This is a genomic window from Pyxidicoccus xibeiensis, assembly GCF_024198175.1.
Lineage (GTDB): Bacteria > Myxococcota > Myxococcia > Myxococcales > Myxococcaceae > Myxococcus > Myxococcus xibeiensis.
Map to the genome: position 1 here is coordinate 729,994 of NZ_JAJVKV010000004.1, position 25,571 is coordinate 755,564.

18 protein-coding genes and 1 pseudogene are annotated in these 25,571 nt (G+C 70.9%); 4 read left to right on the forward strand and 15 right to left on the reverse strand.

Annotated features, from left to right (window positions below):
* Positions 1-124: 124 nt before the first annotated feature.
* The 3 genes from nadE to LXT23_RS20890 form a co-directional block, all read right to left on the reverse strand.
* Complete coding sequence (gene nadE, locus LXT23_RS20880; protein ID WP_253981971.1) at positions 125-2,017, reverse strand: NAD(+) synthase; 1,893 nt, start codon at positions 2,015-2,017, stop codon at positions 125-127.
* 136 nt (positions 2,018-2,153) lie between these two features.
* Entirely contained in the window at positions 2,154-2,810 is a 657-nt protein-coding gene (locus tag LXT23_RS20885) for an LON peptidase substrate-binding domain-containing protein (protein ID WP_253981972.1), read from the reverse strand.
* A gap of 233 nt (positions 2,811-3,043) precedes the next feature.
* On the reverse strand, positions 3,044-5,269 hold the full coding sequence (locus LXT23_RS20890) for a M4 family metallopeptidase (RefSeq protein WP_253981973.1): 2,226 nt from the start codon (positions 5,267-5,269) through the stop codon (positions 3,044-3,046).
* A 291-nt stretch (positions 5,270-5,560) separates the two neighbouring features.
* Between LXT23_RS20890 and LXT23_RS20895 the strand changes: the two genes are divergently transcribed.
* Positions 5,561-6,562, forward strand: a complete 1,002-nt coding sequence (locus LXT23_RS20895) for an alpha/beta hydrolase family protein (RefSeq protein ID WP_253981974.1) — start codon at positions 5,561-5,563, stop codon at positions 6,560-6,562.
* A 108-nt stretch (positions 6,563-6,670) separates the two neighbouring features.
* Here the strand turns inward: LXT23_RS20895 and LXT23_RS20900 are convergent, their stop codons facing one another.
* Positions 6,671-7,675 (reverse strand): quinone oxidoreductase family protein, encoded by a 1,005-nt coding sequence (locus tag LXT23_RS20900; RefSeq protein WP_253981975.1) that lies wholly within the window; start codon positions 7,673-7,675, stop codon positions 6,671-6,673.
* 152 nt (positions 7,676-7,827) lie between these two features.
* Between LXT23_RS20900 and LXT23_RS20905 the strand changes: the two genes are divergently transcribed.
* Complete coding sequence (locus tag LXT23_RS20905) at positions 7,828-8,766, forward strand: AraC family transcriptional regulator (protein WP_253981976.1); 939 nt, start codon at positions 7,828-7,830, stop codon at positions 8,764-8,766.
* A gap of 831 nt (positions 8,767-9,597) precedes the next feature.
* On the opposite strand, the pseudogene LXT23_RS50675 reads toward LXT23_RS20905, so the two are convergent.
* The 7 genes and pseudogenes from LXT23_RS50675 to LXT23_RS20935 form a co-directional block, all read right to left on the reverse strand.
* Positions 9,598-9,840 (reverse strand): annotated as a pseudogene (locus tag LXT23_RS50675) (helix-turn-helix domain-containing protein); the annotation flags it as partial.
* 281 nt (positions 9,841-10,121) lie between these two features.
* Positions 10,122-11,237, reverse strand: coding sequence for a trypsin-like peptidase domain-containing protein (locus tag LXT23_RS20910; protein WP_253981977.1), 1,116 nt, complete (start codon positions 11,235-11,237; stop codon positions 10,122-10,124).
* Entirely contained in the window at positions 11,237-14,218 is a 2,982-nt protein-coding gene (locus LXT23_RS20915) for a hypothetical protein (RefSeq protein ID WP_253981978.1), read from the reverse strand. The genes LXT23_RS20910 and LXT23_RS20915 overlap by 1 nt, the downstream gene beginning before the upstream one ends.
* A complete protein-coding gene (locus tag LXT23_RS20920) occupies positions 14,215-15,258 on the reverse strand; it encodes a hypothetical protein (RefSeq protein ID WP_253981979.1) in 1,044 nt (347 codons plus the stop codon). Before LXT23_RS20920 ends, LXT23_RS20915 begins: the two co-directional genes overlap by 4 nt.
* A 100-nt stretch (positions 15,259-15,358) precedes the next feature.
* Complete coding sequence (locus LXT23_RS20925) at positions 15,359-15,625, reverse strand: carboxypeptidase-like regulatory domain-containing protein (RefSeq protein WP_253981980.1); 267 nt, start codon at positions 15,623-15,625, stop codon at positions 15,359-15,361.
* Between the two features lie 7 nt (positions 15,626-15,632).
* Entirely contained in the window at positions 15,633-16,601 is a 969-nt protein-coding gene (locus LXT23_RS20930) for a trypsin-like serine peptidase (protein ID WP_253981981.1), read from the reverse strand.
* A gap of 52 nt (positions 16,602-16,653) precedes the next feature.
* Complete coding sequence (locus LXT23_RS20935; RefSeq protein ID WP_253981982.1) at positions 16,654-19,056, reverse strand: MASE1 domain-containing protein; 2,403 nt, start codon at positions 19,054-19,056, stop codon at positions 16,654-16,656.
* 246 nt (positions 19,057-19,302) lie between these two features.
* Here LXT23_RS20935 and LXT23_RS20940 point away from each other — a divergent pair, with 246 nt between their 5' ends.
* Complete coding sequence (locus tag LXT23_RS20940; protein ID WP_253981983.1) at positions 19,303-19,524, forward strand: DUF5683 domain-containing protein; 222 nt, start codon at positions 19,303-19,305, stop codon at positions 19,522-19,524.
* A gap of 58 nt (positions 19,525-19,582) precedes the next feature.
* Here the strand turns inward: LXT23_RS20940 and LXT23_RS20945 are convergent, their stop codons facing one another.
* From LXT23_RS20945 to LXT23_RS20960, 4 genes are all read right to left on the reverse strand, one after another.
* The gene (locus LXT23_RS20945; protein WP_253981984.1) at positions 19,583-19,885 is read right to left on the reverse strand and encodes a hypothetical protein; all 303 of its coding nucleotides are present in this window, start codon (positions 19,883-19,885) and stop codon (positions 19,583-19,585) included.
* 4 nt (positions 19,886-19,889) lie between these two features.
* Positions 19,890-21,419 carry a DUF4331 domain-containing protein gene (locus LXT23_RS20950; protein ID WP_253981985.1) on the reverse strand — a complete coding sequence of 510 codons (1,530 nt, stop codon included), beginning with the start codon at positions 21,417-21,419 and terminating at the stop codon, positions 19,890-19,892.
* Between the two features lie 128 nt (positions 21,420-21,547).
* On the reverse strand, positions 21,548-22,684 hold the full coding sequence (locus LXT23_RS20955) for a HupE/UreJ family protein (RefSeq protein ID WP_253981986.1): 1,137 nt from the start codon (positions 22,682-22,684) through the stop codon (positions 21,548-21,550).
* A complete protein-coding gene (locus tag LXT23_RS20960; protein ID WP_253981987.1) occupies positions 22,681-23,889 on the reverse strand; it encodes a tetratricopeptide repeat protein in 1,209 nt (402 codons plus the stop codon). Before LXT23_RS20960 ends, LXT23_RS20955 begins: the two co-directional genes overlap by 4 nt.
* A 278-nt stretch (positions 23,890-24,167) precedes the next feature.
* Between LXT23_RS20960 and LXT23_RS20965 the strand changes: the two genes are divergently transcribed.
* On the forward strand, positions 24,168-25,571 hold the full coding sequence (locus tag LXT23_RS20965) for a sensor histidine kinase (protein WP_253981988.1): 1,404 nt from the start codon (positions 24,168-24,170) through the stop codon (positions 25,569-25,571).

Below are 25,571 nucleotides of genomic sequence, written 5' to 3' on the forward strand. Positions count from 1 at the left end.
CTGACATGAAGGTTGTTTGCGAAGGCACATCCGGCAAGCCACTCACCCCCGTGGATCAACGGCTGGAGTGGCCGCTGGAAGAGCAGGCGGCCAGGCGTGGCGCGGGCACAACACGGGGTTGCGGCTACCCGTCGCGCATCCACTCCGTGCCGGTGACGACGGGCAGCTGCAGGGCGCGCTCGCGGTCCAGGTCCAGGTTGCCGATGTGCAGCGACAGCGGCGACTGCACCCACTTGTAGATGGACTGCTGGAAGAGGCGGACGAACTTCTCCACGTAGCCGCCCAGCCGCGCCGCCTCCACCTCCGGGAACATGGTGGTGAGGGCCTGGAGCATCTCCCGCGGCGTCAGCTTCTCGCCCGCGTACAGGTAGAAGCAGGCATCGAGCACGGGGAAGGGCATCAGCTCCTCCTCCCCTACCTGGTTGTGCGCCAGCTCCGGGCCGGCCGGCTTGGCCAGCACCTTCTTGATGCCCTCGTAGCCCGTCGTCTCCTGGAGGTAGTCGAGCAGGTACATCACCACCGTCTTGGGGACGTTGGCGATGACGGCCAGCGCGCCCATGAGGTCTCCGCCGATGGTGGTGTAGCCCACCGACTTCTCGCTCATGTTGCCCGTCTGCAGGAACAGGCCGCCGGCGGAGTTGCTCCAGTTCCACATGCGCTGGGCGCGCAGGCGGGCCTGGATGTTCTGGTCGGTAATCGGCGTGACGGGCGCGTCGCCCAGCATCTTCTGGGCGACGGTGCGCTCGCGCTCGAAGGCCTCGTCGATGGAGACCACCTGGAAGGGCACGCCCAGCTCCCGGGCAATCGTCTCGGCCGCGTCGCTGGTGGCGTCGCTGGAATAGCGGCTGGGCATGTAGAAGGCCCGCAGCAGCGAGCCCGGGTTCTCCGGCCGGGCCTTCTTCGCGTAGCGGTGGGCGATGAGCAGCGTCAGCAGCGAGTCGCGGCCGCCGGACAGGGCGATTCCCAGCACCTTGAAGGCGCGCGTCTTCTCGAAGTAGTCGCCCACACCGAGCGCCAGTGCGTCCAGCAGGTCCTCGCACAGCGCCACCCGCGCGGGCCGGCGCTGGTCCGGGCCGGGCAGGAAGAAGCTGCGGTGCGGGGGCACCGGGTACGTCAGCGCCTCGCGGCGGGTGCTCACCGCCTTCGTGCAGTCCAGCACCGGCACCGGCGTGCCGCCGTCGGCCAGCCAGTCCTCGCGGTCCACGCGCCAGGTGGTGGCCTCGCCGCGCAGGCGCAGGGTGCGGTCCAGGTCCACCACCGCCGCCGCGGAGCCCTCGCCGAAGCGCGGCGTCTCCATGATGTGGCGGCCGTTCTGGTTGAGGAAGCCGCCGCCGTCGAAGATGAGGCCGTCGTTGCTGCCCACCGCGTTGCAGTAGGCGATGGTGCACTGGTGGTCCGCCGCGCGCGTGGCGATGAGCTCGCGCCGCGTCTCCACGAAGCCCAGCCGGAAGGGCGAGGCGGACAGGTTCACCACCAGCTCCGCGCCGGAATACGTGCGCCGGCGCATGGGGCCGTCCGCGCTCCAGATGTCCTCGCACACCTCCGGGGCCACCACGCCGAAGTCGAACTGGAAGAGGTAGTCACCCAGGGGCACGCCCCGGTGCACCTCCGCCATGCCCGGGTGCCCGCGGCCGAACGTCCGCGCCTCGTAGAAGACGCTGTAGGTGGGCAGCTTCTCCTTGGGCACCAGGCCGAGCACGCGCCCGCCCGCCACCACCGCCGCGCAGTTGAGGCGCAGGCCCGCCTGGGCGATGCCCACCCCGAGGATGAAGACGGTGGACAGCGACGCCGTCTCCCGCGCGAAGCGCTCCAGCTCCGGCCACTGGCGGTCGATGAAGCCCTGCCACTGCACCATGTCCTCGGCCGGGTAGCCGGCGATGAGCTGCTCCTGGAACACCCCGAGCGTGACGCCGTCCGCCGCCATCTTCCGGGCCTGGGCCAGGGCCCTGTCCGTGTTCCGCGTGAAGGCGCCCACGGTGGTGTTGACGCTGGCGAGGCCAATCTTCACGAGCCGCATGGTTGCTCCCGTCCCCTTTCAGCCGGGTGGGGCCAGGAGATTCCCGTGCCCCGCCGCCGGTATGGGCCGCAGCAATGCCCGGCCCGCCGCCCAAGGCAAGCGCTACCCGAAGGCCGCGCGGTGCCAGGGCCGGGCTTCAGTTCATCGGCCCGGTGGGCCGCACGGGCTGGAGCCGGGCGATGAGCTCGCCCACGTCGTCCAGCACGGCCTCCAGCCGGCGCTTCACGTCCAGCTCCCCCAGCAGCTCCTGGCGCCGCTCGGCCTCCGGGACGATGGCGGAGGCCACCACGTCCGCCAGCGTGCCCCCCAGCGCCCGCGCGGCCACCGGCAGCAGGTTCTCCGCGAAGGACGGAGGCACCCGCCCGGCCAGCTCGAAGACGGCCTGCCGCAGCCGCTCCTCCTCGGGCCCCTGGTACGGCAGGTCCGGCAGCACCTGCGCGGCGACCTCGCGGTACAGCTTGTCGCCCGTCACCTCGGACGTCATCCGCACCCGGGACACACCCTGCAGGAGGATGTTGTAGCGCCCCTCCTCCACCTGCTCGTCCCAGATGATGATGCCCGCGCACATCAGGGGCTGCATGGGCGGCTTGCCCTCGTAGCGCCCCTCCCAGCCGGGCTCCAGCTGCGACAGCGCCATGACCCGGTCCCCCGCGAGCGCGTCCCGGACGAGCGCCCGGTAGCGTGGCTCGAAGATGTGCAGGGGGATGACGGTGTGCGGAAAGAGCACCGCCGACGGCAACGGGAAGACCTTCAGCGCGCTCGCGGCGCGCTCGACGCGTTCTTGTGCGGTCATGCGGGGCACCCCTGTGTTGATAAGCCCGTCACCTCGCGGTCGCATTCCAAACAGGCGTCCCGACGAGCGCTCCGCACGTTCTACACCCTCTGCCCCCAAGCCGCCGCGTCGGGCGGGTACATCAAAAGAAAGCGCCCCGGCCACCCTTTCGGGGACCGGGGCGCGCTCAAGGGCTACCTGACTGGCGGCCCTTCAGGCACAGGGGGCAGCGACGTGCCCCCTCCGCCAGGACTTCAGTTGAACGTCACGATGAGCGAGCCGGCCGTGAAGCCGCCCTTCGCGCCGAACACCTGGATGTAGAACTTGCCGGCCTGGACGTTGTTCAGGTTGCAGGTCTCGGTGCTGTGCTCGTTCACGCCGCGGCAGTCGTAGCTGCCGAAGCCGGGGGCCGAGGCGCGCTGCACGTACAGGTCGGCGTTGCCGGTGCCGCGCAGGCGGACGTGGACGTGGCGGTCACCGCCGTTGGCGCGCTCCGGAATCTGGACCGTGAAGACCTGCGACGAGCCGGCGGCGCCGGACAGGTCGTTGATCTGCACGTTCGGCTCGATGGGCAGGTAGCCGCCGTCCCACGTCACCACCAGCGACGTACCGGTGTACGCGCTGAAGCCGTTCAGCATCACGTACCAGGTGCCCTGGGCGGGCGCCGGGAACGTGCAGACCTCGTTGTTGCCGGAGGAGAACGGGCGGCAGTCGTACTGGGTGGGCGTGGGGGCGTTCGCGTAGCGGACGTACAGGTCCGCGTCACCCGTGCCACCGGCCAGCGTGAAGCGCAGGTTCGTCGCACCCTCGGGGACCACCACGGAGTAGTACACCTTGCTGTTGCGCGCGCCGGAGATGTTCGTCACCGGCACGTTCTTCTCGATGGGGGTGTTGGTCGGGGGCGGAATCGGCACGCCGACGCCCACGGCCTTCCACGCGTTGCTCACCGACTCCTTGGTGGCCGCGTCGTAGCCCAGCTGCTCGGCCGCCAGCTCCGTGGCCGCCTTGGCCGCCTCGAAGTTGGACGAGGGCAGCAGGAGGTCCGCGTTCGCCTTGTAGAAGATGCGCGCGGCCTTCTCGATGCCGATGCCCGCCACCGCCTGCGTCGTCTTGCCACGCGGGTGCGTGCCACCCTGCGACAGCAGGTAGAACGCCAGGTTGGAGATGCCCGAGCTGTAGTGCACGTCCGTGCCGGACGAGTAGTCCGGGTAGTGGTCCAGCGAGACGCCGTCCGCCACCGGGTCCGCCATGTAGCGGAGCGCGTCGTTCGGGACGTTCGGCGTCCACACGTCGTCGCCGATGAGCCAGTGACGCGCCGTCACGTCGCCCGCGCCATCGCCGTACCACTCGCACACCGCGCCGAAGATGTCGGACATCGACTCGTTCAGGCCGCCGGACTCACCCGAGTAGATGAGGTCCGACTCGTTGTCCGTCACCGCGTGCGTCAGCTCGTGCGCCGTCACGTCCAGCGAGTTGGCCAGGTTGGTGGCCGTCACGCCGTCGCCATCGCCGTACACCATCTGGGTACCGTCCCAGAAGGCGTTCACGTAGTTGACGCGGTGGTGCACCGTGCTGATGAGCAGCGCGCCCGCGTTGTTGATGGAGTCGCGGTTGAACAGCGTGCTGTAGCAGTTGTAGACGGTGCCCAGGTGGTCGTAGTTGGTGTTGACCACCGGGTCCGCGTGCTCCGGCTGCCCCTCGGTGCGCACCACCGCGCCCGGCAGGGTGCTGGTGTTGGCGCCGTTGTGCATCCGGCGGTTGAGCGCCTCGTGGATCTGCGGCATGCGCATGACCACGTCGGACGTCTTCGCGTCCACCAGCACCAGGTCGTGGATGGGCGTGCCGTCCGCCTTCTCGCCACGCTGGGAGACCACGTACACCAGCTTCAGCTCGTCGCCGTCGCGGATGTAGACCAGCTCCGGGTTCGCCTCGCTCGTGGAGCCGCGGACGGTGTCCTTGTTCGCGTCGGCCGCGGCCACGGCCACGTCACCGGCGATGGCGGCCTTGGGCTCCGCCTTCAGGTCGCTGCGAACGTTGGTGTTCGCCGCGATGATCTGCCCGTCACGCACGTGCAGGCGGAACTGCCCGCCCAGCACGGGGATGCCGTTGTGGCTCACCGCGAAGCGGTAGTGGTTGTCACCCTGGAGGGTGTCCTTGTAGGACCTGGTGAGGGTGAGGTTGTCCGCGGCCAGGTGGAAGGTGGGGGCCAGGGCCGCGAGCACGGGGGCCAGGGCCGCCTGCTCCAGGGCCGCGGCGCCGCCCGCGGGGATTTCCGGAAGCTGGCCCAGGTTGCCCTTGATCAGCGTGGGCTTGCCTGCCGCATCCGTGGTGACGACGACGTTGCCATTCTCCAGTGCCGCGGTCTGCGCGGCCTCCACGGGCTTCTTCGCCTCGGGAGCGGGGGTGGACTCGTTGCAACCGACAACTACCGACAGCGCCGCAATGCCGAGTGCTCCGCGCACCCGATTGTTCTTCGCCATGTAATCCTCCTAAGCGGAAAGATTAGGAAGCATGGTGGCATGGCGGTGACGGGGATTTCAAGGTTGCAGGATTATTTCACTCTATCGCCCGTTCTTAGAATTTAGGGGGGGTCAGGACAACCCAGGCATTCCGTGGGCTTATGAGACCCCAAGGGGGTCCGAATGGACCGTCACCTGACGTAGTGGGTTGCGCGAAGTGAAGGCGTTTTTTCGAAAATCCGTGTGGCCGATTCCACCTCCGCCGGGTCCGCGCGAGGGCTGGAGCTGGTGGCCGGGCATTAGGATGAAGCGGTGGAGTCCTGGAGACCGAGTCGCTCACATGTGGTGGACGTGCTCTTCGCGGGGCTGGCGCGCCGCGCCCGGCTGTTCGCGGAGGGCTGGGGAGACGAGCAGCTCCTCGATGAGGTGGCGGTGGGGACGGCCTTCTTCCCGGAGCCGGCCCGCATCCAGCCGGTGTGGAGTGCGCCCCGGACGCACCGGGGCATCCAGGTCCGCGATGGGACGTTCACCTCGCCACTCACGCGCCTCGCGCCCGCGGCGCTGACGGCGCACGTCCGCTGGCTGGGTGACGGCAGCTCGCGGCGGCGCTCGGCGTGTGTGGTGCTCGCCGCGTCCCGGGAGGAGGGCTTCGCCCTGCGCGAGCGCCTGTACTCGCCCCTTGCCCGCGAGGGCGTGGACCTGTTCCTGCTGGAGAATCCGTACTACGGCCTGCGCCGTCCGCTCGGCCAGCGGGGCGGGTCGCTGCGCACGGTGAGCGACCACGTGCTGATGAACCTGGGCATGGTGGAGGAGGCGCGCTCGCTGCTCGCATGGCTGCGCGGAGCGGGCTACGAGCGCCTGGGCGTCGCGGGGTACAGCATGGGCGGGTACATGGCGGCGCTGACGGCGGTGCTCGTCCCGGAGCCCCTCGGCGTGGCGGCGCTGGCCGCGGGCGCCTCCCCCGTGCCCGTCTTCACCCGGGGGCTGCTGTCCTGGTCCATCGCCTTCGCGGACCTGGACGGCGCCCGGCGGGACGCGGAGCAGGCCCGGCAGCGACTGGGGCGCATCTTCGACCTGGCGAACCTGACGCGCTTCCCGCCTCCGAGCCAGCCCGGCGCGGCCATCCTCCTGGCGTGCCGCCGGGACGGCTTCGTTCCGGCGGAGGAGACGCGCACGCTGCAGGCCCACTGGGGCCAGAGCGAGCTGCGGTGGGTGGACGCCGGGCACGTCTCCGCCGTCGTCACCGAGCGGGCCGCGCTGTGCGCGGCGGTGCGGGACTCGCTGGCGCGCGTGGCGCCTTCACGGGCCTCGTAGCAGCAGGACGCCGGGAGCGGAGCACGCGGACGGGCCCGGCAGGATGACGCGGCCGCGCGGGACTGTCTCGCGGACGTGGCTCCCACGTGGTCCACGGAGCAGCGCGCTTCAGGGAGCAGCGCGCGGGGACGCCCCCGGCAGGATGACCACCTTGCCCGAGGTCCTCCGCTCGGCCAGCGCGCGGTGCGCCTCCGCCAGCTCGCCCAGGGCGAACGTCTGCCCGACGACGACCTCCAGCTTCCCTCCCGCCACGAGCGCGAGCACGTCGCGAAGCACCTCGCCCTGAACGTCCGGTGGCAGCGCGGGCAGCGCGAAGCCGACCAGCGACTGGTTCTGGAAGAACAGCTGGGTGAGCTGCGCGTTGCTCACGGACGTACCGAACATGCTGTCGACGCCGAAGACGACCAGCCGCCCTCGCGGCGCCAGCGCCCGCAGCCCGCGTGCGAGGGCGTCTCCGCCCTCCCGCTCGAAGACCACGTCGGCGCCGCGCCCCTCCGTGGCCTCCCGGACGCGCTCGGGCCAGTCCTCGCGCGTGGAGTCGACGGTGACGTCCGCGCCCAGCCTCCGCGCCAGCGCGCGCTTCTCCTCCGTGCTGGCACCGGCGATGACCCGCGCCGCTCCGAGCTGCTTCGCGAGCTGCACCATGAAGGTCCCCACGCCTCCCGCCGCCGCGGGGATGTACACCGACTCCCCCTTCCCCAGCCGCGCGGCGATGCGCAGCCCGGCCAGGGCCGTGGGCGCCTGGCTCAGCAGCGCCACCGCCTTCTCGAAGGGCAGCGCGTCGGGAATGGGCGTGACGAGCGCGGCCGGCGCGACGGCCAGCTCCGCGAAGGCCCCCTGCGCCGGCAGCATCGCCACGACGCGGGCCCCCGGCGAAAGCCCCGACACCCCGCCTCCGACCGCACGGATGACACCCGCGGCCTCATGGCCCGGGGTGAACGGCGGCGGGGGCGCTCCCGGGACGCGGCCCGCGCGCAGCAACAGCTCCGCGTAGTTCAGCCCGGCCGCGTGGACCTGGATGAGCACCTCGCCCTCGCGCGCAACGGGCGCCTCCAGCTCCTCGAGTCGCAGCTCCTCCGGGCCGCCGAAACGCAGCAATCGCATCGCCTTCATGTCTGTCTCCAGGGTGCAGCCGCGCAGCGGGAGGAGCGGCTCGCGCTCCCGGTCCTCGTGGCGGCTTCGAGACGAAAGGTAGCTCCCTGAGTCCGGACGCGCACTGGCCGCACGTCCGCCTTTATGGTCCATTCGTCCTGACGGAGGGTTCCATGGACGTCCTCGCCGACACGCTGAACGGCGTTCACATGCGCAGCATGATCAACGGCCGGATGGAGGTGACCGCGCCCTGGGGCGTGCGCATCGATGCGCGCGACGTGTGCATGTTCTACGTGGTGTCCCGCGGCAGCTGCGTGCTGGAAATCGAGGGCACGCGCCACGTGCTCGCCACGGGAGACTTCGTCTTCATCCTCGGCGGGGTGTCCTACGTCCTCAAGGACGGCGCGACGACGCCCCCCGTCCCGCCCACCGAGTTCTACGCGAGCCTGGGCGGCCGCTGCGGAGGCGTCGTCCGCTACGGAGGCGGCGGTGCGCTCACGACGCTCATCTGCGGCCGCTTCATCTTCGACGGGAGCGCGCTGAGCCCGCTCGTCGCCAGCCTGCCGCCCTACCTCCACGTGAAGGGGGACGGCGGCATCGCCACGCGGTGGCTGGAGTCCACCATGCAGCTGGTGGCCTCGGAGCTGGAAGCCGAGCAGCCCGGCTACGAGACGGTGGCGAGCCGGCTGGGCGACGTGCTCCTCGTCCAGGCCCTGCGCAGGCACGTGGCCTCGCTTCCCCCCGAGAAGGGAGGCTGGCTCCGGGCGCTCTCCGACCCGGGGCTGAGCGCCGCGCTCCAGCGCCTGCACGAGCGCCCCGAAGCGCCCTGGACGGTGGAGGGCCTGGCCCGCGCCGCGGGCATGTCACGCTCGGTGTTCGCCGCGCGCTTCAAGGCCGTGGTGGGCGAGGGGCCGCTGACGTACCTGACGCGCTGGCGCATGCACAAGGCCACGCGGCTCATGTCCGCGGGGAAGCTGTCGGCCAGCGAGGTTGCCCAGGCGGTGGGCTACGAGACGGACAGCGCCTTCGTGAAGGCATTCAAACGCCACGTCGGAGAAACCCCCGGCGCCTATCGACGCCGGCTCAACGGACGTGCGTCCACGCCGGGCTGATTCATGACGCGGAAGAGGCCTGCGGCATCCGGGAGGCTCCGAGCGCTCCCGGAGCCATGGCATGCGGGAACGTGGCGAGTACCATGGCCTCCAGCGCGCTGCTTGCCACGTCGCCCGGCAGGGTTCCCCCGATTGTGGTGTCCTCATCCCGGCAGGGCCGTATCGAAGAACGCGACAAGGGCTGGCGTGCATCGAGCGCGCGAACCGCGGGCCATCGTGAGCTGCCGCCAGGGCCTCCCCTGCCGTCATGACTTCGAACCGCGCCGCTCCTGCCCCCGCGGGTGAAGCCCTCAACGCGCGCAACCCTGGGTCTTCCATTGCGGCCGCAGCGCCACTGCCGGGCGCCGCTTCCGGGGCCTTCTCGCCGTCTGGCCGCGGCATGCCTCCGGGCCCCTGGGGCGCCGACTTCTCCCTGGGGCCCAGCGCCCGCCAGAGCGCCGCCGCCGAGGCGAGCACGTCCTCCTCCGTCACCGCCCCCTCCCACCTCACCGCCACCCGCCCCAACTCCGCCAGCGCGCCCCACACCAGGCACGTCCTCGCCATCGCGGACCCTGGCTCCAGCGCGCCATCACGCTCGGCCTGGCTGACGGCTTCCCGGATCAGGTCTCGCACCCGCCAGCCTCGCTCGTCTTCAGGCCCCTGCTCCGGATGGGCGTGCAGGAAGACGAAGCTGAAGACGCCGGGCATCCGCAACACGTAGTGGGCCAGCAGCCTCCAGAGGGCGAAGAAGCCCTCGCGGAAGCCCGCACCCTCGTCCGTGCTGGCCATCTGGAACTCGTAGCGCGCATACCGGCACAGCTCGTCCTCGGAGAAGTCCCGAATGGCCAGCGCACAGCCGCGCTTGCTGCCATAGCGCCGGTACAGCGAGCCCACCGACATGCGCATCACCCGCGCCAGCTCCGCGGCCGGGGTGTTCTCGTAGCCGCGCTGCGCCATCACCGCCGCCGCCTCCTCCATCCGCGTGGCCACGAACTGCTGGTACAGCTCCATTATCATCTGCCCACCCCCGGACCGACCCGCCAGCGGAAGGAACGTTCCTTCCGCGAGGACCTTCCTACCGGGTGGGGCTGACATGCCGACGGCGGGCGACCGGGCAGGTCCGCTGAGGCCCACGGCCCGCAGAGAGGCCGGAGGGTCCCTCGCGGGTTCAGGCGATGCGGGCTTCCTCCAGGTCTCGAGCCAGCCCTCCCGGGAGTCTGCTCATGGCATGTCTCGGACGGCCCGGGGGCGTGAGGCGCTGGCACGGCATGGCCGCAGGTGGGGGCTTCCCGCCCTGGGGCTTGGAAGGAACACTCATTCCATGGGACGCGCCTCTTCCACCCTGTCGGGCAGGAGTCATCCGCGTCTTGAATGAGTCAGATGCCGAGCTCCTGAACCTTCCCCGCGTAGCGGGCCTTCAGGTCCGCGAGGATGGCGGACAGTTGCGTGCCCACGTTGACGTAGTTCAGCGTCTGTCCCTGAAACTTCACGCCCTTGACGTAGGTCGATCCCCGGTGGAGCCCGAGGACCTGCCAGAGGTCATTGAGCACGGGAGAGCCGGAGGAGCCATTCAGGGTATCGGTGAAGTACTGCAGCTCGGTCTGGCTGACCGCCGCGACGAGGTTGTTGCGGATGCCGAACTTCTTGTGATTGCCGTCCGGGTGCTGGATGACGTTGACGGCGATGGCCGCGTTGGGCTCGAGCTTCTCCAGCGGCCTCGGGGCCTGGGTCAGCGGCTTGCGCCCACCGTCGGCCACCCGGGCGAGCGCGTAGTCCAGCTTCACGTCCCAGGCGACCAGCTCGCTGGGCATGACTTCGTTGCCCGCCATGCCAGCTCCGTCGTAGTCGAACAGGACGCGCGTCTTCGTGGTCTGCAGGCGCAGGTCATCGTCGCTCGCCGCGCCCTCGCCGTCGTTCCGGGCATTGAAGACATGGTGGTTCGTCATCAACAGGCCGGGGGCGATGAGCCACCCCGTCCCCAGGTAGACGACCGGATTGGCGCCGTTCATCCTCGCGGTGCCGTTCTCGTAGCGGGTCACGATGAGCTTCGCCACGGACTTCGCCGCGTCGAGCCCCTGGGAGAGGAAGCTGAGGGGGACCATGGCGTCCCGGAGGAGGACCTTCTCCTTCTCGACGAGGGCCGGTGCGGCGACCACGACGGGCTGCGCACCGGTCGACTTCTCCTCGAGTTCGGCGAGAGCCTCTCGAAGCGGGTCCGCAGCAGCGACCGACCCCACCAGCGACAGCACGTTCTGGAGCCAGAGCTTGATGGGAACGGTGCCGTCCCCCAGCCGCTCCACCGAATTGAGGTACTGCAGGTCGAGCCTGAGGGAGACCATCGGCGGGCTGCCAGCGCCGCCGGGCAGCATTCCCTTGAAGCCGGTGGGCAGCCCCCCCAGGGTGACATTGCGGACGTTGGTGTCGTAGCCCACCAGCTCCAGCACCAGGTCCGCGAGGGAGATGATGCGACCCTGGTCGAAGTACGCGGCCATCAGGAGAGCACCTCCGGAGCCGCATCCAGCTCCCACGATTCCCGGTAGGACTCGATTCCCGCCAGGTTGGCCTCACGCAGGCTCGCGTTCTCGGCGCGCAGGAGCGTGATTGCGGCCTCCACCTCGGCGGGCCCCGAGCCAGGGGCTCCGATACGGCCGACGATTTCCTGCGCGACCCGTCGGCTCAGCTCCGCGGACTGCCCACCCACCCGGACGTAGCGCGCGACCTCCAGCATCCAGGGCTCCCCCCTCTCACGAAGGACGAGCTCCATCTCCCGCAGGGCGGGGCGCACGTCGATGCTTCCGCGCGACACCATGAACATCCAGTCATGGACGACGAGCGGCAACAGCCGTCCCAGGGTGGCCGGGTAGTCGGCGCCGAGCCGCGTGAGCGCCAGCCGTATCAGGGAGCGCTCCTTGTCCGCGTCCCGCTCCGACACCTTCGACAGCACTGCCGCGAGCGCCTCGCGCGCCTCACGGCCGTCCTTCGAGCCGACGTCCTCCAGCGCGACCAGCTCGGTGAGGGCCTGAACCCGGGTCAGGGGTGAGCGCATCGTCGTCGCGAGCTTCTCCAGCCGCCCCAGCGTGACGCCGGCATTCTCGAAGTCATCGAGCGACAGCATCGCCCGCGTCTGAATCCAGAGGAGCTCCGCGAGCCGCCCGAGATTGCCAACGGTCGGAAAGCCCTCCAACGCACGCGACAACAAGGCGGCGGCGTCTGTCTGACGGCCCATCGCCAGCAGGGCACGTGCCTCGATGGCGTAGAGGGGACTCTCCGGCGTGCGCTCCTTGCGCGCGCCCAGGAGTTGCAGGACCTCCCGGGGCCCCTCATGCCGGAGTGCATTCAGCGCCTTCCGACCGACGAGCCGCTCCCAGTTGGCCAGGTCGGCGAGCTGGTAGGTCTGCGGCGGCAGCTCAATGCTCATGTACCGGGCAAGCAGCACGCGTTGCTCGACCGGAATCTCGTCCAACGCCGAAGACAGGCGGCTCTCCACTCCCGGCAGCCAGCGTCCGGCGAGATTGCGTTCGACGTAGGCGGGGTCGATGCCCGTGCCCTGCATGAGGAAGTGATAGAGTTCCTCGGCACGCTCCACCGGGTCGGGCAGGTCTCGCTTCCGGTAGTACTCCACCACGGCCTGGTGGATGGCCCTCACCTCCTCTGGCTTGTCGCGCGCGAGCAGCTCCAGCAGCGGGCGACGCACCTCCTCGCGGTAGCGCAGTGACGTGTCGTCCTCGAGGCTGACGAGCGAGTGCTCCCGTCCGAGCTGCTCGAACAGCGCCTCCGCCCTCGTGCCGTCGACACCGCGCAGGCCGCAGATGGGCGCGAGCACGTCCTGGATGAGGTCCGCCGTCACCCGGCGGAGCACCATTCCCGGGTGCGCGAGGGCGCGGACGTCCTCGTCGTGGATGTGGTCGAGCACGCGGCGGTAGAGCTGCCCCCGGATGAGCTCGGGCGCGACGTCGAGGAAGAAGTACCTTCGCGTCCTCAACTGGCGGATGCCCTCCGCCCCCACCGCCTCGTCCTGGGCAACGCGGGCCGCCAGCCGCAGCGTGAGCGGATTGCCGCCCACCTGTCGGAAGATGGCTCGCGCGACCTCGTCATCATCGACACGCAGATGGCGCAGCAGGGAGAGTGCGTCCCGCTCCTCCAAGTCACTCAGCTCGTGCTCTGCCGGCCGTCTGCCGCCGACGGAGAAGGCACGCGGCCGGGTCCGGCTCGCGATGACGACGCGGAGGGCCGGGAAGCCGGTCTGGACCGTCTCGAGCATTCCCCAGAGCCCGCGGAGCTCCTCGTTGGTCCGGTAGAGCACCTCCTCGAACGTGTCGAGGACGAGCAGCACGGGCACCTGGGATGCCTCCTGCTCCGCGCCGACCACCTTCGCGATGTCCCCGAGGAGCTGGCTGAAGCTGACGTTGAACCGGTACTCCGCTCGGGAGACCCCGGCCAGCCGCCACACTTCCTCCTCGGGGATGTTCGCCCGCTGGCGAAGCAATCCACGAGCATCCCGGTAGTTCTCGACCTCCTCGCGGAACTTCGTGAAGGCCCCCTCGAGCAGGCTGCGCCGGGCATCGTTTTCTCCACGGCTGGCGCCCTCCGTGCCACCGAGCTGGGCCTCGAGCTGGGAGGCGGCGGCCACCAGCACCGTGAAGGGCTCCCGCACGTCCAGGGTGTCCGAGTCGAAGGCCAGGTAGGCGAAGGGAAACCACGCCGCCCTGGCCGACTCCAGGTGGTCCATCAGGAAGCGGCCAATCAGCGCCGTCTTGCCCGTGCCCCCGGGCCCCCAGATGACCAGGGGTGCCCGCGGTCCGTCCGCCAGGAACCTGCGGAGCCTCGCCCACATGGACGGGGAGCTGACGCCGACATGGTCGCGCAGCAGCTGCAGCTCGGTTTCGCGCCCGGTGAAGGACGCGTCGACGAGATGCTCGAACATGCCCAACGCGGCACGACGCACCCGCGCCGCTTCGAAGTGCTCACGCTCGGGCAGCGGCCCGAACCGCTCGATGCCCCAGTCATAGAGCTCCCGGAGGCACTCGAGCTGCGCATGGCTCAGCCGCTCGAGCTCGAGGGGCTCGCCGCCCACCCACCGCTCGAACAACACCTGCAGCGCCGTGTTCGTCCTGTCTGGATTCGAGGCCAGCGCCTGTCGCATCGCGTCCCGGCTGCCGAGCTGCGCCAGGGCCTCGCGACGGACCTCCGGCCGGAGGCTGCGCAGCCGCTGGTGCCGCCAGCCGACCGCCGGCACCGAGGCGTCGAAGAGGGCGGTGAAGGGGTCCTCACGGGTGGAGGGCTCACCATGGGGCTGCAGCCGCTTCGGGTCGAAGACATGCAGGACCGCGGCGGCGAGCTCGTATGCGCTTCGTCCCGACGGAGGGCCCCTGGCTGCCTGGGAGGGCCCACGCCGCTGGGCGAAACGCCGCTCCAGCTCCGCGAGGACGTCATCGGTCCCCGGTTCGTCAGGACTGTCGTTGCTCGTGCTCATGGCGCGATGACCGTGATGAGGTCCCTGAACCGGCTGCCGAGCTCGGGAAGGTCCACCACCGGGTCCGGCAGCCCATCCATGAGCTTGTCGAGAATCCTCTTCTCATCGACGGCCTTGCCGGAGGCCTTCACCACCTCTGCGATGCCCGCTGCGACGGCGCTGGCGGGAATACCCGCAGTGGACTCCGCGGCAATCGTGCCCGGCTGCAGGGGCAGCACCGTCCGGTCGAAGTCGAGCAGGATGAGCCGGTGCCAGAGGCGCGCGTAGCCAGTCGTCAGCCCCTTCGCCAGCTTCACGATGAGCAGCGAGGTGTCGGAGCGCAGCTCCTTCTTGTTGAAGCCGTCCAGGACGAACCACCACCGGACGCCGCTCTGCTTTGCCTCCGCGAGCACCCAGTTCGCCAGCTCCTGGGCCCAGCGGTCCAGGTTCGTATTCTGGGGCGGCCCCTGCCATGGGTTGCCGCCCAGCTGGGTGACGAGGTCCCTTGCGAGCTCCGCTGGGCCCACGGAAGCGCCCTGGTCATGAGTGACCTCGATGCGGCAGTGCTGGATGCCGGGCAGGTTCCGGCAGAGGTGGTCCACGAACTCGCTGGTGTAGGACTTCCCGCTCTTCTGGTTGCCGGAGACGACCACCACGGGCTGCATCGGCATCGGCTGGGTGAGCGCACGCAGGAAGGCTCGCGCGGGTTGCCGGTCGAGGAAGGGCAGCTTGTTGTCGAGGATGAGGGCCGAGAAGGGGTCGTTCGGAGTGGCTCCAGTGGCGAGCGGCACCGTCCCGATGGCGGCGACGATATCCGCGATGCCCGCGATGTGCTTGATGAGCCCGAGGAGCATTACCAGCGCCGGTGGAGTGCTCCCGTATGCGTCGGCGATGCAGATATCGACCGCCCGCGTGACGAGCACTTCCGGCACGAGTCCGTCCGGCAGCTTGCTGGCCAGGCCTCCCATCACCGCGGCGATGGTGGCCCGCGGGGAGCCATGCAGGCTCACGACGGCGACGAGCTGCTCCTCGACGAATTCCCGCTGTTGCTGCGTCAGCATCTGCTCCTCCCGACGACACGACGAGCTCGTCCCCCATCCCCATCATACCCAGCGCATCCGGGATGAGCACCCTGGCGGAAGCCCGCTGGCGTGCCAGGCGTCAGGGCGCATCCAGGTAGATGTCGACCAGGGGCGATGTGAGGCCTCCCACTTCCACATCCTGCTCCCGCGCCGGCCAGCCGGGCGCATTCACGCCGATGCGGTAGCGGCCGGCCACCGGGACACCGAGCGAGAAGCGCCCATCCGGCCCGGTGCGCTGCGCGATGTCGGGCAGCGCCACCGGGGCGTGGACGAAGTACACGCTCGCCCCGGCGACGCCCCGCCCATCCGGGCCGACCACCCGGCCGGACACGATGGCCGGGCGCATGCGGACCTCACGCCTTCCAGTTCGTCAGGTTCGCGAAGACCGACGCGGAGATGCGCGTGCCCGAGTTGGTGCTCGGCCCGCCGTACGCATGGACCGCCACCGCGATGCGCTGCCCATCCTTGACGACATACACGGCCGCGCCACTCTGCCCGCCCGCGGTGTCGATGTCGTAGTGCACCTTGGCCGCGCTGACGGCGGCGATGCCCCGGGTGTCGTACCACATCGTGCCGGAGTCCTTGTCGCCCGGATACCCGGTGACGTTGGCGATGGAGCCCTGCAGCTCCGCGTCGCCGTAGACCGCGTACCCCAGCGTCCCCACCTGCAGCCCGAGCTCGGTCGGGATGATGATGGCGCCGTAGTCGAAGTTCTCGTCACCCGAGTCCGCCCAGCCCTTCACCGTCCAGAACTGGGTGCTCGTCACCGCGCCGAACGGCAGCTTCGTCTCGTTGCGTCCCGGCATGACCTGGATGCTCTTCACCCAGCCGTCGCGCGACGGACTCCCGCTGTTCTTGATGTAGACGCAGTGCCCGGCGGTGATGAGCGTGCGCGGGCTGATGAACCACGCCGTGCCAATCCACTGCGAGCCGTCTCTCGCGGTGATGAGCAGCGAGGCGTTGACCCGGTAGGGGTACTTGTCGGTCTCCGTGACGCGGATGCGGTTGTCGAAGCCGTGCACCGTCTCCAGTTGCATCCGGGGGTCGGTGAACGAGGCCGCGCCGATGTCCGGCAGGCGGGCGTCCGTCGGCGCGGTGATGGGCTGCGCCGATTCCAGGGCGAGGTCCGAGCGCAGCGCCTCGAAGCCGCTCTCGCGAGGCTCCAGCACACCTTCCGCCTGGCCCACCTCGGGAGGAGAAACCAGCTCCCGACCTCCGGGCGAGGGCCCGGTGACGACATTGGTCATGGGCGCATGCAGCCCGGTGGGTGCCGCCGGCTTCGCGGGCTTCTTCGGCTTCTTCACTGCCGCCTTCTTGGCCATGTTCCCCTCCATGGATGGGCCCGTGTGGCCCGGGCCCGGCTGCGTGAGGTCCTCAGTGCCGGGAGCCGCCCACCGCGGCCACGGGCTCCGGCTCCACCAGGGCGCTGCCCTCCACCAGCGCGTTGTCCACGGTGGCCATCAGCACCTCCGGGCGCACGGGCTTCTCCAGCACGCGGTTGGGCACCGTCTCGATGAACTGGCGGGACTCCGCCGTGTAGGCGCCGCCGGAGATGAACACCACGCGCTCGGCCTGCTCCGGGGCCTGCGCGCACAGCCGGCGGTAGACGGTGGCGCCGTCCACCTCCGGCATCTGCAGGTCGCACAGGATGACGTCGAAGCGGTGGCCCGCGGCCACCAGGGCCAGGGCCTCGCCGCCGCGCGTGGTGGTCACGATGTCGTGGTACGGCTCCAGCAGCAGCCGCATGGACTGCGCCAGGCGGGGCTCGTCGTCCACCACCAGCACGCGCCCGCGCCGCGTCCGCGAGGCGGGCAGGGCCGGAGGACTGGACGGCTGACGCACGGGCGCGCTGGTGACCTGCACCGGCGCCGCCGGCAGCAGCACGCTGAAGACGGAGCCCCGTCCCGGCTCGCTGCGCACCTCCAGCTCGCCCCCGTGCGCGCGGACAATCTGCTGGCAGATGGCGAGCCCCAGGCCGGTGCCCTCCCCGCTCGGCTTGGTGGTGAAGAACGGCTCGAAGATGCGCGGCAGCACGTGGGCGGGGATGCCGGTGCCGGTGTCCACCACGTCCACACGCGCCCGGCCGGACTCGTCCGTGCTGGTGCGCACGCGCACCTCGTTCAGCGTGGGACTGCCCTCGGTAATGGATTGCATGGCATTCACCAGGAGGTTGAGCAGCACCTGACCCAACCGCGCCTCGCTTCCCAGCACGCGAGGCACGGGACCAAACTCCTCCACCACTCGCGCCCGGTGACGCAGCGCATGACTGACGATTCGCACCGCCGGAGGCACCAGCGCGTTGAGGTCCACCAACCCCCGGTCCTGGTCACCCTGCCGGCTGAAGACCTGGAGGTCCTTCACGATGAGGCGGATGCGCTCCGCCCCTTCCAGCGCGCCCCGCACCCCGGACAGCGCGTCCCTCATCCCGGGCAGCCCGCCCTCCGACAGGCTGCGCGCCGCGGTCTCCAGGTTCAGCACCAGGTAGGCCAGCGGGTTGTTGATTTCGTGCCCCACGCCCGCCGCGAGCGTGCCCACCGCCGCCACGCGCTCGGCGGCCACCAGCCGCGCCTGCAGCTCCTTCGTCGCGGTGATGTCCCGGTGGGTGGCCACGAAGTGCGTGACGTCCTCGCCAGTGGCCCGCACCGGCGACAGCAGCACCTCGCTCCACCGGGAGGTGCCATCCTTGCGCGACAGCAGCACCTCCGCGCACAGCGGCTCCCCCGCGAGCAGAGCCGCCCTCACGCGCTGGCGCAACTCCGGCTCCAGCTCATAGAGGACGCACGGGTCCTGGCCCGTCAGCTCCCCCAGCGAGCGGCCCACCAGGCCCTGCAGCGCCTCGTTGGCGAACACCGTGCGCAGCGAGCCCGGGGCGCGCACCTCCGCGATGAGCACCCCTTCATGCACCCCGCGCACCGTGGTGGCCAGCAGCTGGAGCTTCTCCACCGCGCGCTTGCGCTCGTCACTGGCCGCCGCCAGCAGCAGCCCGGTGACGGACGTGACGGCGATGAACAGCTGCAGCACCAGCAGGTCCTGCGTCACGCTCCCGGAGGAGAACGGCCCCTGCCCGCGCGCGGTCCCCGCGATGGCCACCGACGCGATGGCCAGCGACGTCGCCGCCGCGCCCGCCGCGCCGAAGCGCAGCGCCGCCCAGGCCGACATGGGGAACAGCAGGAAGGTCGCCGCGTGCGAGGCGCTGGCGTCCAGCCCCGGCAGGAAGAAGATGCCCGCGCCCAGCACGGTGGTGAGGCCCGCCACGAGCGTGGCCTCCCCATAGCGACGCGGCCGCCCCACCTGCCTCAGCAGCAGCAGCGGAGGCGCCATGACCAGCACCCCCATCAAGTCCCCGACCCACCACACCCAGACCGAGCTGCCCAGCTCCTCCCACCCCAGCACGCCCCCGAGCACCAGCGACAGCGCGCCCACCAGGGAGCTGACGCCGACGCACAGCGCCCCCGCCCCCGCGCACAGCGCGACGACGTCACGGATGCGACCCAGCCGGGTGTCGAAGCCCACCCGCCGCAGCAGGAGCGAGCCCAGCACCGCCGTCAGCATGTTGCCCACGGCGACGCCCAGGCTCACCGGCAGGGGGACGCCGGTGGAGAACGTCACGGCCCATCCGCCCAGCAGGACGCCGGGCCACCGGGAGGGTCCGAGCAGCACCAGCGCGGCCAGGGCCACGCCGGAGGGCGGCCACATCGGGCTGACGTTACCGCCCACGGTGGCCACGGACAGGCCCAGCCTGCCGGCAGCGAAATACACGAGTGCCAGGGCCAGCATCTCCAGCAGATGCCTGCCTTGGAACGCGCGTGCGTTGGCTCGGAGCAGCCCGAAGATGACCCATCCCCCCAGGTACCGCCCACCGACCCGGCAAGTACCTATGGCGGCCATGCTAACCGGGTCCGCCGGAACAATGCACCTGCCGTCCGGATGACAGGCAGGCAAGCGTCCAGGAGCCGATACCCGGGGGATGCAATGACTCCGGGCCGGGTGCGTACAGAAGGGCAAGGAGGTTGAACTCAAACGATGTCGCGTCCCGGAATCGCTGCCCTGCTGTCCTTCCTGATCCCCGGTGTGGGCCAGATCTACAACGGGGACATCCTCCGCGGAGTCTTCTGGCTCATCATCACACCGGGCTTCTGGATCGGCACCGGTGGGTGCCTCGGCTGGGTGTGCCACATCATCGCCGCCGCCACGGCCCACAACCGGGCCGAGGACAAGGAGAAGTACCGCGTCACAGTGGTGTAATGACGCGGGTCGGCCCTGAAGGTGGGCCGGCCCGCGTCTCTCCCGTCCGTCGGCGCGCCTACTGGAAGAAGGCGTCCGGGAAGGCGCCGGTGGGCGCGGTGTCGACGAGGTTCCGGGTCTCCGTCTCCACGGGCGTACCCGTCTCGGTCGTCTGGTTCTCGATGAGGTCACGCACCAGGGTGGTGACCTCCGTACCGGCGTCCGGCTCACCGGCGTCTGGAGCGCCGGCGTCCGGAGTGCCGGCGTCGGGCACCGGGAACGGCCCGGTGCCGGGCTTGTCGTCGAGGTCGTCGCTGCATCCGGTGTAGGCCAGGGCGGACCCCAGGACCAGGATGCAAGCCAGGGCTCTCAGCGTGCTCATGGGCTCACGTCCCGTCGCCGTTGGCGCCCGGGTTGGGCGTGCGCAGGTAGGGGAAGGCCGCGTCGAACTGCGCCGCGTCCTGCAGCACGGCGTCGTGGAACGGGATGTTGCGCGACGGCGCCTGCGTGTCGTTGGCCAGCAGGTAGCCCATGGACACGCGCAGCGCGATGTCCACCACGTCGTCGCCCGGACGGCGGCCGTTGGGGAAGCCCGCGGGGTCACAGCCCGGATTGGCCAGGGTGAGCACGCCGTTGACGAAGCAGGCCGCGGCGCCCAGGTTGTTCTGGCTGGCGCGGGCCGTGGCCGGCAGGGCGGTGTTGAGGCGCTGCATCTCCGCCGTGGAGCCGTTGGCGTTGACGTTGGGCACTCCCTTGAGGAAGGCCGCCACCAGGTCGTCGCGGGGAATCGCCGTGGGCGCCCTCACGCCGGCCGAGCCGAAGAGCAGCTCCAGCACCGCGGGCAGCGTGGGGTTGGTGACGTAGTCGATGAACTGGGCATCGTCCTTGGGCTCGCTCGCGTTGAAGCGGTCCTTGTCCTTGATGCCGATGACCACCTCGTTGACGAGCGGCATGCCCAGGCGGCTCACCTGCGTCCACGCGCCACCCTCGCGCGACGGGCGGGTGTACGTGGCCTTCGGGTTGAGGGCGCGCGCCTGGCGGAGGCTCGCGGACGTCCAGCCGCCGATGACGTCCTGGTTGCCCGCCTTGAGGCAGGCGATGGGGACCTCGAGCGCCAGCGTGGTGATGTTCTTGCGCGCCAGCGGGTTGGGCACCGCGCCACGAGCGCCCGCGTCGGTGATGACTTCGGGCGGCGCATTCACGAGGTCGAACACGGGGCCCAGGTTGACCGCGAAGGGCTCCTTGCGCTGCCCCACGAACACCTTCGCCTGACCGGCGCAGCCGGGGATGGTGACGTTGTAGATGTGGTCGTTCGCGTAGTCCTCGTACGCGGCGGCGTCACCGAACGACTTCGTGCCGATGTAGTCCGTCGGCTTGACGAAGGTGGCGCTTCCGCCGGCGGCGTTCACCACGTCGCCCACCGTGCCGGCGCGGCGGTTGCCGCGGACGACCTTCAGCGTGAAGCTCTCGGAGACGTTGAGCGCGGCGCGGTTCGCCGAGGTGATGGGGCCCACGTTGAAGAAGGGCACCGCCACGCTCCGCTGGTTCGCTCCCGTGCCGATGTTCAGGCTGACACCGTTGCCGTTGTTGGCCAGGGTGTTGGTGAAGCGGAACTGGAAGGTGAGGTCCTCGGTGGCATCCCCGTTGTTGTCGACGTGGATTTCGTACAGCGCATCCGGGTCCAGCGTGAAGTAGTTGGGCCCGCCGTACGCGTCCTGAAGGGGCAGGTAGTTGGCAATCAGGGTGACGTAGTCCTGCCGACCCGTCTCGTAGCTGCGGAACATGTAGAAGTCGGTGGAGTCCACCTTGGGCATCTCCGTGATGAACGGAGCTTCCCGGTGGCTGGATGCCAGGGCGCCAGGCGCACCCAGGGCGGTCGCGACGGTGAGCGCCGCCGCGAGCTGTCTTGCTCTCATTCTGAATCTCCTGCTGGGGTGAGGGTTGTGAGAACACCGCCTGGAGACGCGGCCGACCTCGGACGCCAGACCAGGCGCAAACACTACGCAGACGCGCGGAGGCCGGATGCTCGGCCTCGCGCGAAAGCTCAGGCGACCGGCAGGCTCACGCCGAACGCACGCTCGGCGAGCCACACGCACGCGATGAGCGCGATGGCGGCGGAGCCTCCGACGAGCAGCGCGCGGCGATACAGCACGGAGCCGCGCAGCGCGAAGGCGAGCGGCAGGAAGACGGCCACGCAAGCGAGCTGTCCCAGCTCCACGCCCACGTTGAAGCCGAGCAGCGTGACGGCGAGGCTGCCCGCGGGCAGGCCCAGGTCGGCCAGCGTGGACGCGAAGCCGAAGCCGTGCAGCAGGCCCAGGGCGAACGCCGCCACCCAGCGCGTGCCACGCACCAGGGGAAAGACGTTGTTGAGGGCGGCGGCGATGACGCTCACCGCGATGGCGGACTCGACGAACGCGGAGGGCAGCGACACCCACCCGAGCGCGGCGGCGCTCAGCGTCAGCGAGTGCGCCACCGTGAAGGCGGACACCACCTTCACCACGTCCCGCAGCGCGGGCCCGAAGGCCGCCACCGCGACCCAGCGGCCCCCCTCCTCCCGGCGCAGCACCGACGGCAGCAGCAGCGCGAACAGGAAGAGCAGGTGGTCCAGCCCCGCGAAGATGTGCACCACGCCCTGCCACACCAGCTCCCCGAAGCGGCGCCAGGGCGACAGCCCCTCCAGCGGCACCCGCGCCTCGCGGCGCGACGCGGAGAGGACCCACGTCTCGCTGGCGCCCGCCCCTCCCACCTGGACGATGCCCCGGTGCTGCGGGTCCCGGTCGAAGAGGAGCGAATAGCCCACGTCCAGCGTGGAGGGCGGTGCCGGGCAGCGCGCGGCGAAGTCCAGCACCGCGTAGGCGCCGTCCGAGTGCCGCACCACGCGCAGGGCCTCGCCGGGCTCCAGCGTGCACGGCGCTCCGTCCGCGCCCAGCGTCAGCCGCCCGAGCACGTAGCCGGTGATGTCCGCCTGGCGCGCGCGCACCTCGGCCCAGGTGATGGCGCCGTCGCCTCCCGCGTCCAGCACGAGCACTTCGTCCAAGTCCCTCAGCGCCACGTCCCAGCGGCCGGTGAGGCCCTGGGCGTCGCGCGTCAGGTGCAGGTAGCTGTCGCTCGGCTTGTGGGCGAGCGCGGCCAGGGGGGCGAGCAGCAGCAACAACGAGAACGTCGGGGCAAGGCGGCTCATGGCTGGGCCCTCCGCACGCGCTGGGCGAGCGCAACCAGTCCCGGGTCCTGGCAGCCGCTCGCCTCGAGGAACGCCAGGGCGGGCGCCGCGAACTCCGGCCTGCCCGCGGCGAGCGCCGCCTCCAGCAGGAGCCGCACGTCCCACGGCTCCCGCTGCACCGCCCAGGCGCGCAGCGCCAGCTCGAGGGCTTTCTCCGGAGCCTTCTCGACATGGAGCGCGAAGCGGGCCTCCTCGCGCGCGTGCAGGCCGTCCCCGCGCAGGCGGCTGGCCGCGTAGCGCTCGGCCAGCTCGGCGGCCAGCGCGGGGGCCTCGGGCGAGCCGAGGGCCGTCTCCGCCAGCACCCGGCGCAGCAGCTGGTTGTCGTCCTCGCCGTGCTCCTTCACCAGGGCGGCGGCCTCGAGCGGTCGGCCCAGCTCCAGCAGCAGGTCCGCGTAGGCGGCGCGCGTATACGCATCCTTCGGGTCCAGCGCGAGCGTCCGCGTGAAGAGCCTCTCCGCGCGCTCCGTATCGCCCGCGCGCGCGGCGGCCTCCGCCAGCGTGGACAGGGCCCACGCCTGGCTCTCCAGGCTCAGCCCACCGCGCGCGAGCGCCTCGGACAGCAGCGTGTAGGCCTGGCGCGACTGGCCGGCGAGGCTCTTCACCTGCGCCTCGCACACGGCGGCGGTGAGCGGGCCCGCCAGGGCGGTGAGCGGTGCGCAGCTGCGGGCCGCCTCGGCATGCTCGCCCCGGACGCCGAGCACCACCGCGCGGGTGAGCCACGCCTGCGCGTCCCGGGGGTCCTCGCGCACGGCGGCGTCCAGGTCCTCCAGGGCCGCGGGGAAGTCGTGCCGCCCCTGGAGGATGGTGGCGCGCAGCACGCGCACGCCGGGCGGCGGCGTCTTCGCCTCCCACCACGGCGCGAGCGCGGCCTGGGCCCGCCCGAGGTAGCGCGGGTCGCCCCGCACGCGGCTCTCCTCGATGTCCAGCCGGGCCAGCCGCAGCGCCAGCTCGAGCTGCCCGGGCTGGGAGGCCAGCGCCCGCCGCAGCGACGCGCGCTCCCGGGCGCGGGCATCCCCCGCCGCCGCGGGCACCTGCTCCAGCACCACCGCGTCCGAGACGGGCGTGAAGGGCACTCGCTCCCCGGCAGGCGGGCTGCTGTCACAGCCTGCGAAGAGCGCGGTGACCGCCAGGAGGGCGAGACGGGAGCTCGGATTCGGTGCTCGCATGGGTTGCCGCTATACGCCGCTGCCCCTGCGACTGGATTTCACCGGAGGTGTTTTTTCACGTCGCGAGGCGTCGCGACGCACTGCGTGCGCGGTCCAGGCACGCTGGACAATCACCGTGTCTCAATCCCTCACATCGTCGCGGGTGCGAGTGGGTCCATGTATCTGTGTGACATGAGACATCTCCGGGGGCGAAGCGAGGCCCGGAGGATCCACCCCTCCCGGGCCGGGTCACTTCCCACCGCACCGCACGTGCCCAACACCCGCCTGGAGGAGTCCCCATGCAGATGACGGCACCACGGCTTCACGAGCGCACGGCGCGGCTCTTCGCCGCACAGCTGCAGGGCATCTGGCAGCGGGTGGATGGGTTGTTCGCCTGGTTGATGGTGGGCCAGTGGGTGTTCGCCGTGGGGGTGGCGTGGACCTTCTCGCCGTACGCGTGGGAGGGAAAGGTCCACGCGGTGCACGTCCACGTGCAGACCGCCATCCTGGCGGGAGCGGTCATCAGCTCCCTGCCCATCATGCTGGCGTACTGGCGTCCGGGGGCGGCGCTCACGCGCCACGTGGTGGGGCTGTCGCAGATGCTCTGGTCGGCGCTGCTCATCCACCTGACGGCCGGGCGCATCGAGACGCACTTCCACATCTTCGCGTCGCTGGCCTTCCTCGCCTTCTACCGGGACCCGTGGGTGCTGCTGTCCGCGAGCGTCACCATCATCCTGGACCGCTTCGCCCGGGGCCTGCTGTGGCCGGAGTCCGTCTACGGCGTGGTGGAGGCGGAGTGGTGGCGCTTCCTGGAGCTCGCCTTCTGGGTGGTGCTCACCGACAGCGTGCTCATCGCGGGGTGCCGCGTCGCCCGGCGAGAGGCGTGGGAGACGGCGGAGCGCCGGGCGGAGGCGGAGCTGGCGCACGAGCAGAAGGTCCACAGCCAGGAGCAGGCGCTCGTCCGCGCCGAGCAGGAGCTGCGCGAGTTCCAGCAGCAGTTCTCCCGCATGGAGAAGCTGGCCAGCGTGGGCCAGCTCGCGGCGAGCATCAGCCATGAGCTGCGCAACCCGCTCGCCGCGGCGCGCACGGCGCTGTCCTGTGTGCTGCTGCGGGTGTCGAATCTCCAGGGCGCGCTGACGGACTCGCGCATCCTCCACTGCCTGGACGTGACGGAGCGGGAGCTGGCCGTGTGTGCCCGCATCATCTCGGACGTGCTGGACTTCGCGCGCGAGCGTCCGCCCCAGCTGGCCCCGTGCGCGCTGCGCCCGCTGGTGGACGAGGTCGTCGGCGTGGTGCCCCAGCGCGCGGGCGTGCGCGTGCACAACACGGTGCCGGACTCGCTCCCGGTGCCCCTGCTGGACCGGGAGCTGTTCCGCATGGTGCTGGTGAACCTGGTGCAGAACGCCGTGGAGGCGGTGCCCCCGGGCGGCAACGGCAATGTCCGCATCCACGCGGAGGGCGGCGACGCGCTGCCCTGGCGCATCCGCGTGGTGGACGACGGGCCGGGCATCCCCGAGGAGGTGCTGTCGAAGATTTTCGAGCCCCTCTTCACCACGAAGACGCAGGGCACGGGGCTGGGGCTCGCCATCGTCTCCGCCCTGGTGCACAAGCACGGGGGCACGCTGTCCGTGAACAGCCAGGTGGGCCAGGGCACGGAGTTCCTCATCGAGCTGCCCGCGGAGGCGCTCGCGCGGACCGCGTGA